11 protein-coding genes and 1 tRNA gene are annotated in these 9578 nt (G+C 69.6%); 4 read left to right on the top strand and 8 right to left on the bottom strand.

Annotated features, from left to right (window positions below; translation table 11 throughout):
- Both VGR06_RS26470 and VGR06_RS26465 read right to left on the bottom strand, forming a co-directional pair.
- The coding region (locus VGR06_RS26470) for an undecaprenyl-diphosphate phosphatase (protein ID WP_327561842.1) at window positions 1-359 on the bottom strand (359 nt) is incomplete at its 3' end.
- Window positions 360-496: 137 nt separating this feature from the next.
- Window positions 497-1546 (bottom strand): LLM class F420-dependent oxidoreductase, encoded by a 1050-nt coding sequence (locus VGR06_RS26465; RefSeq protein ID WP_327561841.1) that lies wholly within the window; start codon window positions 1544-1546, stop codon window positions 497-499.
- A gap of 207 nt (window positions 1547-1753) precedes the next feature.
- Between VGR06_RS26465 and VGR06_RS26460 the strand changes: the two genes are divergently transcribed.
- Window positions 1754-2731: an aldo/keto reductase gene (locus tag VGR06_RS26460; RefSeq protein ID WP_327561840.1), complete on the top strand. Its 978-nt coding sequence runs from the start codon at window positions 1754-1756 to the stop codon at window positions 2729-2731.
- Here VGR06_RS26460 and VGR06_RS26455 read toward each other — a convergent pair.
- Window positions 2728-3690, bottom strand: coding sequence for an ABC transporter substrate-binding protein (locus VGR06_RS26455; protein ID WP_327561843.1), 963 nt, complete (start codon window positions 3688-3690; stop codon window positions 2728-2730). The genes VGR06_RS26460 and VGR06_RS26455 overlap by 4 nt on opposite strands.
- Window positions 3691-3843: 153 nt before the next feature.
- The gene (locus VGR06_RS26450; protein ID WP_327561839.1) at window positions 3844-4233 is read right to left on the bottom strand and encodes a hypothetical protein; all 390 of its coding nucleotides are present in this window, start codon (window positions 4231-4233) and stop codon (window positions 3844-3846) included.
- A gap of 146 nt (window positions 4234-4379) precedes the next feature.
- Here VGR06_RS26450 and VGR06_RS26445 point away from each other — a divergent pair, with 146 nt between their 5' ends.
- Together VGR06_RS26445 and VGR06_RS26440 are read left to right on the top strand one after the other, a co-directional pair.
- Window positions 4380-5042 carry a carbonic anhydrase gene (locus VGR06_RS26445; protein ID WP_327561838.1) on the top strand — a complete coding sequence of 221 codons (663 nt, stop codon included), beginning with the start codon at window positions 4380-4382 and terminating at the stop codon, window positions 5040-5042.
- A 110-nt stretch (window positions 5043-5152) separates the two neighbouring features.
- On the top strand, window positions 5153-5368 hold the full coding sequence (locus VGR06_RS26440; RefSeq protein WP_327561837.1) for a DUF5703 family protein: 216 nt from the start codon (window positions 5153-5155) through the stop codon (window positions 5366-5368).
- 22 nt (window positions 5369-5390) lie between these two features.
- Here VGR06_RS26440 and VGR06_RS26435 read toward each other — a convergent pair whose 3' ends face one another.
- The 3 genes from VGR06_RS26435 to VGR06_RS26425 form a co-directional block, all read right to left on the bottom strand.
- Window positions 5391-5879, bottom strand: coding sequence for a DUF2231 domain-containing protein (locus VGR06_RS26435; protein WP_327561836.1), 489 nt, complete (start codon window positions 5877-5879; stop codon window positions 5391-5393).
- A 70-nt stretch (window positions 5880-5949) separates the two neighbouring features.
- Window positions 5950-6828, bottom strand: a complete 879-nt coding sequence (locus VGR06_RS26430; RefSeq protein WP_327561835.1) for an alpha/beta hydrolase — start codon at window positions 6826-6828, stop codon at window positions 5950-5952.
- Window positions 6825-8141, bottom strand: a complete 1317-nt coding sequence (locus VGR06_RS26425; protein ID WP_327561834.1) for a M20/M25/M40 family metallo-hydrolase — start codon at window positions 8139-8141, stop codon at window positions 6825-6827. Before VGR06_RS26425 ends, VGR06_RS26430 begins: the two co-directional genes overlap by 4 nt.
- Window positions 8142-8204: 63 nt before the next feature.
- Here VGR06_RS26425 and VGR06_RS26420 point away from each other — a divergent pair.
- Window positions 8205-8288: transfer RNA gene (locus tag VGR06_RS26420), tRNA-Leu, on the top strand.
- On the opposite strand, the gene VGR06_RS26415 is transcribed toward VGR06_RS26420, so the two are convergent.
- Window positions 8270-9578: recombinase family protein (locus tag VGR06_RS26415; protein ID WP_327561833.1), on the bottom strand; the 1309-nt coding region annotated here is incomplete at its 5' end. The genes VGR06_RS26420 and VGR06_RS26415 overlap by 19 nt on opposite strands.

Raw genomic sequence — 9578 nt, 5'->3', positions numbered from 1 at the left:
AGCGGCCCCTCGATCAAGGATTTCGCCGCGATGCCGACCACTACGATCGGGATCGTCGCGAAGATCACCCACCAGGCGAACTTGTAGTCGTGGTCGTCCCGGGCCTCGCGGTGCGCCAGCCCGCGGAACCAGGCGCCGAGGATCCGGACGATGTCGCGGAAGAAGAAGACGAGCACCGCGGCGATGGCGCCGACCTGGATCACCGCGGTGAATCCGACCACGGCCGGGTCGTCGACCGGGATCTTCAGGAACCCTTCGGTGATCTTCAGGTGCCCGGTCGAGGAGACCGGCAGGAACTCGGTCAGACCTTCGACCACGCCAAGGATTCCAGCATCCAGGATGCTGATCGTCGTGCTCAAGCCAGCACCTCGCAAGCTCGGATGCTGGCGATTCTCGGAACGAGATCGCTCGTTCCTCGGTGACAGAGCAGTACCTGATTGCCCGCTCCGCAAGTTCCGCTCACACTCGACCTCGCCATCTCGGGGCGAGCGCCGGGTCAGCTGCCGACGCCCGCCTTGTCCAGAGCCTCCGCGGCGATCCGCAACGCCGCGATTCCGCGCTCCAGATCTTGCAGGGCGGTCGAAACGGTCAGCGTGGTGACCCCCGCTTCGGCCAGCGCCTGGACCCGCTCGACGATCCGCTCCCTGGGTCCGAGCAGCGACGTGGCGTCCAGGAAGCCCAGCGGAACCTTCGCCGCCGCGCCGGCGTAGTCCTTGGCCAGGTACAGGTCCTGGATCTCCGCGGCCTCCCGCTCGTACCCCATCCGGCAGGCCAGCGCGTTGTAGAAGTTCTGCTGCCGGCTGCCCATCCCGCCGATGTAGAGCGCCGCGTACGGCCGCAGCAGATCCGCCGCCCGCTCCCAGTCGTCGTCGATCACCAGCGGCACGGTCGGCACGACGTCGAAGCCCTCGAGCGTCTTGCCCACCTTCGCCCGGCCGCGCTTGATCAGCTCGAGCTGCTCGCTCGCGTGCTCGGGTGAGTAGAAGATCGCCAGCCAGCCGTCGGCGATCTCCCCGCACAGCTCCATGTTCTTCGGCCCGATCGAGGCCAGGTAGATCGGGATGTTGTCGCGCACCGGGTGGGTGGTGAGCTTGATCGCTTTGCCGGGTCCGTCCGGTAGTGGCAGCGTGAAATGGTTGCCGGCGTAGCTCACCCGTTCCCGGCGCAGCGCCATGCGCACGATGTCCACGTACTCCCGGGTGCGCGCCAGCGGCTTGTCGAACTTGACGCCGTACCAGCCCTCGGACACCTGCGGTCCGGACACGCCGAGGCCGAGCCGGAACCGCCCGCCCGACAGCGTGTCCAGTGTCGCCGCGGTCATCGCCGTCATGGTCGGCTGACGTCCCGGGATCTGCAGGATGGCGCTGCCGACGTCGATCTGCTTGGTCTGCGCGGCCACCCAGGCCAGCACCGACGGTACGTCAGAGCCGTACGCCTCAGCCGCCCAGGCCACCGCGTAGCCGAGCCGGTCGCCCTCCCGGGCCAGCTCCAGGTTGGCCGCGTCGTTCCCCGCTCCCCAGTAGCCCAGGTTCAGTCCGAGTCGCATCCGTAAACCCTACCCCTCGTTGGCCGGCTGCCAACTGCTGTGCGGGCTCAGCGGCGACGACGGTAGGCCGGAGGCCTGCCCGAGGAGTCGCTCCGTGCCAACGTGACCATCTGCCAAGTTGACGCGGGGCCCGAGCCCGCACATTGAATCCAACACCGTGCTACCACTTCGCGCACCGTAGCTGACCTGCCTTTAGGCTCGCTGAACGTGGAGCAACGACACCTCGGTCGCAGCGGGCTGCGGGTGTCCCGGCTGGGTCTGGGCACGATGACCTGGGGCCGGGACACCGACGCCGACGAGGCCGCGAGCCAGCTCGTCGCCTTTCTGGACCTCGGCGGCACGCTGGTGGACACGGCGGACGTCTACTCGGACGGGGAGAGCGAGCGGATCCTCGGCGGCATCCTCGGCGACCTGGTGCCCCGGGACGCGATCGTGCTCGCCACCAAGGCGGTGGCCCGGCGAGACGACGGCCCGTTCGGCGGCGGCGCCTCCCGCGGGGCGCTGCTGTCCGCGCTCGACGGGTCACTGGGCCGGCTCGGCGTGGACCACGTCGACCTCTGGCAGCTGCACGCCTGGGACACCACCGTGCCGGTCGAGGAGACGCTGTCCGCCGTGGACTCCGCGGTGCGCAGCGGAAAGGTGCGCTACGCCGGGGTGTCCAACTACTCCGGCTGGCAACTGGCCACCGCGGCCAGCCGTCAACTGTCCACTTCAGACGGTTTGCCGATCGTCAGCACCCAGGTCGAGTACTCCTTGCTGGAGCGCGGAATCGAGCGTGAGGTCCTGCCGGCCGCGGACTACCACGGGATCGGCGTGCTGCCCTGGGCCCCGCTTGGCCGGGGCGTGCTGACCGGCAAGTACCGGGCCAGCACGCCGGCCGACTCACGCGGCGCGTCCCCGCACTACGCCCCGTACGTCGAGCACCACCGCACCGACCGGGCCGCGCGGATCGTGCAGGCCGTGGTCACCGCCGCCGACGGCCTGGCCACCTCGCCGCTGTCGGTGGCTCTGGCCTGGGTGCGCGACCGCCCCGGCGTGGTCGCCCCGATCGTCGGCGCGCGCGACACCGGCCAGCTGCTCGGCTCGCTGATCTCCGAGGAGCTCACCCTCCCGGCGGCGATCCGGTCCGCCCTCGACGACGTCAGCGACATCGAGCTCGGCTACCCGGAGCTCCGGCTGGGCTAACCGAAGATCCGGTCGGCCACCTTGATCGGCTTGTTCAGCATGCCCTGCTCGAGCATCAGGTCGGCCACCCGCTGCGGCCGGACCGCGCGCAGCGAGCCGGGGAACGTGCCGACGTTCATCAGCGCCCCCACCCTGGGCGTGACCTTGAGGTAGCCGGTGAGCTCCCGCTCCATGACGGTCCGGTCCTGGGCCGCCACCTGGGCCCGCACCAGGGCGCTCTGGAACGCTCTCATGGTGCGCGGATTGCGCTCGGCGAAGCTGCGAGCGCACACGTACCCGGACTGCGGCAGGTCCGCGGTAGGCCCGGTGGCGGTGTCTGCGAGGGGCACGGCCCCGGTCTCGAGTTGGGCGAGGGTGAGGTACGGCTCGACCAGCCAGCCGGACTCCGCGTCGCCGCGCTGCACGGCCGCGCCGATCTGGTCGAACGGCGTCTCGACGAACGTGACGTCGCTGGGCGCCAGGCCGTTGGCGGAGAGCAGCGCGGTGATCAGCATGACGCCGAGCCCGCGCGGATTGTTCACCGCGATCCGGGTGCCCTTCAGGTCGCGCACCCGGCGCAGCTTCGACCGCGGCGCGGCGATCAGCGCGGTGGTGTTCGCGCCGGCCTGGTAGGCCTCACCGACCAGCACCCAGTCGGCCCCGTCGGCGATGTTGAGGAAGATCGTCACCCAGCTGTCGAAGTGGACGTCCTCGGTTCCGTGCTCCAGGTCGAACCGGTTGTCGCCGGTGAGCTGCGAGTCGACCATCTTGGGCCGCAGGCCACCGGATCTGAAGATGCCCTCCCGGTCGGCGACGTACAGCGGGGCGGTGTCCGGCACGGCCAGCACCCCGAGCCGTACCTCCGGCACCTCCACATTGCCCGCCGCGCCGTCATTACCGGACGCGCAGCCGGCGAGCAGCAATGCTCCCGACGCCGTCAGGAACGTCCTTCTACTGAGCGCCTCGGGTGATTTGTCCACCAATTATCCGATCATGAAAATACGTTGTCCAGACCACCTGATCTAGGCGGCTGGCCGACAGATTACTTCGGCGTAGCTTCTGATCGAAAAGGGACTTTAGTCACATTCGTGCTGCTCACCGCATGCTTACAAACGCACACAGAATGCGCAAGCCTAGGCCCCGAAATATTCCTTCACGTCACCCCGCCACATCAACCTCATCGCACAGAGTAGCAATGTGACCGAGACCGCAAAGGCAGCGAGATCTGCCATTCCGTAGTCGATCAGTAACGCCATCATGGCAATGAAGAGTCCGGAGAGGACGGTCGAGGCGGTGCGCGCCCAGTTCCGCCCGGCGCGCATGCTCACCGCGAACCAGACCGCCAGCGTCAGCGGCACCAGGAACAGCGGGGGGCTCACGTCCAGGTTGGTGTACAGGCCGTAGCCGGCGGCGAGCGCCACGTTGCCGAGCAGGAGGGCGGCGGCCACGCGCACCGGGCGCGGCGGGTCGGCGGCGACGGCGTCTCCGAAGATCGGCGCGTTCCGCGGGTCGATGGTCACCATTGACCTCCTCCCTCCCCGTAACGATTCGACCAGTGATACCGCTTCGTTACAACCTCCGACCTGCGTATATCTCCGATCCCCCATTCGGGCGAAACCGTGCGCGCGCTCCGCGTCGTGCCCGCTGTTCACGGGCAACATGCCCTCGCATGAGCCACCTGCCCCGCCGCTCGGTCCTCGCCGCCACCACCGCCGGACTGCTGGTCGGGCCCGCCGCGCGCGCCGCCCCGCCGGGGGTCACCGACTCCTGGCACCGGCTGGCCCAGGGCAACGCCCGGTTCGCCGGCGGCCACCAGGTCCACCCGCACGAGCAGCTCGCCTGGCGGGAAGGCCTGACGAACGGCCAGCACCCGTTCGCCTGCGTGCTCGGCTGCGCCGACTCCCGGGTCACCCCGGAGCTGGTCTTCGACCACGGGCTCGGTGACCTGTTCACGGTCCGCGCGGTCGGCGAGGTGCTCGACGACGCGACCGTGGGCAGCATCGAGTACGCCGTGGCGCACCTCGGCGTGCCGCTGGTCGTGGTGCTCGGCCACGCCAACTGCGGCGCGGTCCGGGCCGCGATCGACCTGGTGCGCGGCCGCGGCGAGCTCACCGGCGCGGTCAGCACCGTGGCCCGGGCCATCGAGGCGACCGTAAGGGCCACACCCCCGGACCCCGACGAGGCGGCGTTCGTCGCGGCCTGCGTGCGGAACCAGGCGCTGCGGGTGTGCGCGGAGCTCCCCGACCGGTCGGCCGAGATCAGGCGCTCCCGGGTGGCCGTGGTCGCGGCCGTGTACGACCTGCACACCGGGCTCGTCCGCAGGCTTGAGTGACTCTCGACCTTGCAATGGCAATGAAACACAGGGAATGCTGGGCGTAACGTCCCGGTGACCGCGTCATGAAGTCAGCCGGCTTCGCGGGGTGGCCGGGGGGAGGGAACAGCATGAAGACAGACGGGGTGATCGACCCAGACTGGGAGTACCGGCCGCTGCGGCTCCCGCCAGGAGTGTCGCGGCGCGCAGCGGCCACGCAACTGTCGATCCACGCCGAGTACTCCGGATGGGAGCTCTCGACGGTGCGGCTCTACTCCGACGGCTCGCGCAAGGTCTGGCTGAAACGCCGCCGGCGCAACGACTTCCTGCCCGGACTCATCACCTGATTGCCGGCCGGTCGCCCCTCAGTCAGTGCGGCGGCTGGTCCTTGACGAACTCCCACGTCGCGCGCGCCCCCGCGTCGCCGACGCGATAGACATGGATGCCCGCGGCCACGGCGAGGCCGATGGTGAGCACGGCCGCGGCCACGGTCGCGAGCTTCGTCCAGCCCAGCGACTGCCGCCGGCCCACCTCGTGCACCACCATCAACGCCGCCACCGCGACCAGGAGCGGAAGCGCGAACCAGAGCATCAGGTTGCCGAGTTCCTCATGGTGGTCGATGGCCGCCTGATTGTCCGGCGCCGACACCCGGGTCTTGAGCTTCCCGCCGCTGTTGGTGGCGACCGGGACCAGCGCGGTGGCCACCGCCGCGACGGCCACCACCAGCCAACCGAACCGCTGTCGTGCCGCCGGCCAGAGCGCCACCACGATCGAGCCGGCGACCGCGAGTGGCAGAAGCACCACCACGAAGTGCACGACCAGAGCATGTAGGGGTAGACCGGTCACGAACTCGGGCATCGGCACCTCCGCTGGGTCTTTGATCCAGGTCTACGCGCACCCACCGCATCCGGTTCACACCAGTGGAAGATCAACCGGAGCGCAACGCGGTGTGTATCTGTCCCACGATGCGCGGAATGATCTCAGCGGAGCCCTCCAGCGGCAACATGTGCCCCAACCCGGGCAGCACCACGGCCGTGCCGTGTTCGACCGCGCCGGCCAGTGCCCGGGCGTGTGCGGCCGGCACCAACCGGTCCTTCTCCCCCACCACCGCCAGCACCGGGGTGCCGGCGGCGACGGAGAGCGCCGCCTCCCGGTCGTAGCGGTCCAGCGCCGGCCGGAACAGCGCCACCGTGTCCGGCCAGTGCCGGGAGATCATCTCCGCGACCAGCCGCACGTCGTCCCGGTCCGGGTCGTCGCCGAGCAGCAACCAGCGCAGGCCGATCTCGGTCGCCCGGCCGATCTTCTGCCGCACCGGCTCCAGCAGCCGCGAGCCCAGGATCGCCTCCAGATCCTGCACCACCCGGCCGACCGACTGCGGCAGCACCGCACCCGGCACGTGCCCGGCGGCGGTCGCCAGGAACACCAACCCGCCCACCCGGCCGGTGAACAGCAACCGGTGCCGCGCGGTCAACGCCATGCACACCAGCCCGCCCATGCCGTGCCCCACCAGCACGACCTTTCCGTGCGGCGCGGCCCGCTCGATCACCTCGGCCAGGTCGTCGCCCAACTGCTCCACCGTCGCCGTGCCCGGGGTCGCCGGCGCCGAGTCCCCGTGCCCCCGCTGGTCGTAGGCGATGACCTGCACGGGACGCTCGGTGGCCGCGGGCAGCACGCCGATGATCTTGTGCCACACCCGGCGGTCCTGGGCGTAGCTGTGCACCAGGACGACGGTCAGCTCGCCGTCCGGGTCCCCCGCCCGCTCGAGGCCGATCGCGGCCCCGTCGGACAGGGTGAACTCCTCCGTCAACAGGACCGCAGGAACCGGTCCAGCACCCGGGTGCCGAACTTGATCGCGTCCACCGGCACCCGCTCGTCCACCCCGTGGAAGAGCGCGGTGAAGTCAAGATCGGGCGGCAGCCGCAGCGGCGAGAACCCGAAACACCGGATGCCCAGCGTGCTGAACGCCTTCGCGTCCGTCCCCCCGGACAGCATGTACGGCAGCACCCGCGCCCCCGGATCCTCCGCCAGGATCGCGGCCCCCATGGCGTCCGCCAGCGCCCCGTCGAACGTGGTCTCCACCGGCGGCAGGTGCGTGATCCACTCCCGCTCCACGTCCGGCCCGAGGATCTCGTCCAGCTCCCGCTCGAACGCCGCCTGCCGCCCCGGCAGGATCCGGCAGTCCACCGTCGCCTCCGCGACGCTCGGAATGACGTTGACCTTGTACCCCGCGTTCAACATCGTCGGGTTCGCCGTGTCCCTCAGCGTCGCCCCCACCGCCCTGGACAGCGGGCCCAGCTTCCCGACCGCCCCCTCCAGATCATCCTCACTGAACGTGAGCCCCGTCAGGTTGCTCACCTCGTTGAGAAACTCCCGCACCGACTCCGTCAACACCTGCGGAAACCGGTGCCGCCCCAGCCGCGCCACCGCCTCCGCCAACTTCGTCACCGGGTTGTCGTCATGGATCATCGACCCGTGCCCCGCCCGCCCCCGCACCCGCAACCGCATCCACGCGATCCCCTTCTCCGCGATCTCGATGCAGTACGCCCGCACATCCTCGGCCAGCGTCACGGAGAACCCCCCAACCTCCCCGATCGCCTCGGTAACCCCCTCGAACAGGTCGCGCCGGTTCTCCACCAGCCACTGCGCCCCGTACGCTCCCCCCGCCTCCTCATCCGCCACAAACGCGAACACAATGTCCCGCGGCGGCACGATGTTGTCCCGCCTGAACCGCCGCGCCGTAGCGATCATCATCGCCACCATGTCCTTCATGTCGACGGCCCCCCGCCCCCACACGTACCCGTCCTGCACCGCCCCCGAAAACGGATGCACCGACCACTCCGCCGGATCCGCCGGCACAACATCAAGGTGCCCATGCACCAACAACGCCCCCCGCGACGGGTCCGCCCCCGCCAACCGCACAATCACGTTCCCCCGGTTCGGCGCCCCCGACTCCACATACGTGACGTCGTACCCCACCTCCCCCAACTTCCCCGCCACATACTCCGCCGCCACCCGCTCCCCCACAGTGGTCTCGAGCTCCCCCGTATTCGTCGTATCGATCCGAATAAGCTCGCTGGTCAGCCCCACAACCTCAGCCTCAGCCGCGCCCAGTCCCGTCACCCGGCCTTCCTACCACCCACCCCCGCCCACCCGCACCCCGATCAGCTACCCTGTGCCCACCTGGTCCGAGTGGCGGAATGGCAGACGCGCTAGCTTGAGGTGCTAGTGCCCGACAAGGGCGTGGGGGTTCAAGTCCCCCCTCGGACACGCACACTATTCACCCGTATCGACACCTCCGCCGTCGATGTCTCGGGCTCGTAGCAAACCTGCAGGCCAGTGGCCGTGTACAGCTCTGCCAGTCGCTCTAGCTTCCCTCCGTTGAGTGCGGCGCCGACGTCGCCGAGTGAGTCGATCATCGCGTACACCTCGGCCTCGGCCAGCGTGCTCGGCGTCGGGGCGTTGTCGAGTTCGGCCCGCGCGGCGGCGCGCTCAGTCTGTGCGGTGTTGATCGCCTCGACGAGTGCCGCCGGGTCGATGCCCGCGCCGATCGCTTCCTGGTACCGGCGAAGTTTCGCCTCGGCGTCGGCCAACCGCTTCCGCGCCGTGCCAGGCTCGGTATGCGGCCGTTCCTGCGAACCGACCAAAGCGGCGACAGTCTCATCGACATGCTCCGGATTGAACAATTCGCCGAACCAGCCATTCACCGCATCCCGAAGCGGGTCCTCCCGCAGATATACCGCGGGCGGATGCGTGGCCAGCACCGGTGATCCGGGCGCCAGTGTCCGGGCTGGACACCGGTAATACATGCCGTGAGCCCGCGGGCTGCCTTCCATTTTCCGTGTGCACACCGCACACCTGATCAACCCGCGAAACAGGTAGATCCGCTTCGTCGGCCGCCCGCTCCGCGGGGTTTTCCGGGCCGTCGCCAACCCACCGGCACCCTTGGACCGGCGGAGCAACTGAGCCTGCGTGAAGTGCTCCACGCTGATGATCTCCGGGTGCGCCGGCCGCCGGGACCGCACGACCCGACCCGGAGCCGACCGGCGGAACCTGACCACATGTCCGGCCGCCACGTCGTCCGGATCGATCAACGTCTCTTGCTTGGTCCACCGGCCGAAGAACGCATACCCGGTGTATCGAGGATTCTCCACAATGGACCGGACCGTGCTGCCCTGCCACCCGTCCGCCAACCGATGCCGGTTCTGGTCCGGCCGCCGCGCCGACGGACACGGGATTCCATCCCGGTTGAGCCCGTTGGCGATGGCACGATCACCGAGCCCATTCAGGTACTCCTCGAAGATCCGCCGCACGACAGCCGCCGACACCTCATCGACTGCCAAGAGCCGCAACCGATAGCCCTCGGCCGCCTTGCGTGGGTTCGGATGCGGACCGCCATCGACTACCAGGTACCCGTACGGCGCCCGGCCGCCCTGGTGCCGTCCCTCGTTGATCACCTGTGAGTCCATCGCCGCGCGCACCCGGGCCTGAACATGCTGACGCTCGGATTCGCTCATGCCGCCGAGCACGCTCATCAGCATCTTGTGCGACGGGTTGCGC

Origin of the sequence: Actinophytocola sp. (assembly GCF_036002505.1) — a bacterium.
Classification (GTDB): domain Bacteria; phylum Actinomycetota; class Actinomycetes; order Mycobacteriales; family Pseudonocardiaceae; genus DASYTH01.
This window is presented reverse-complemented; position numbering and strand designations above follow the sequence as displayed.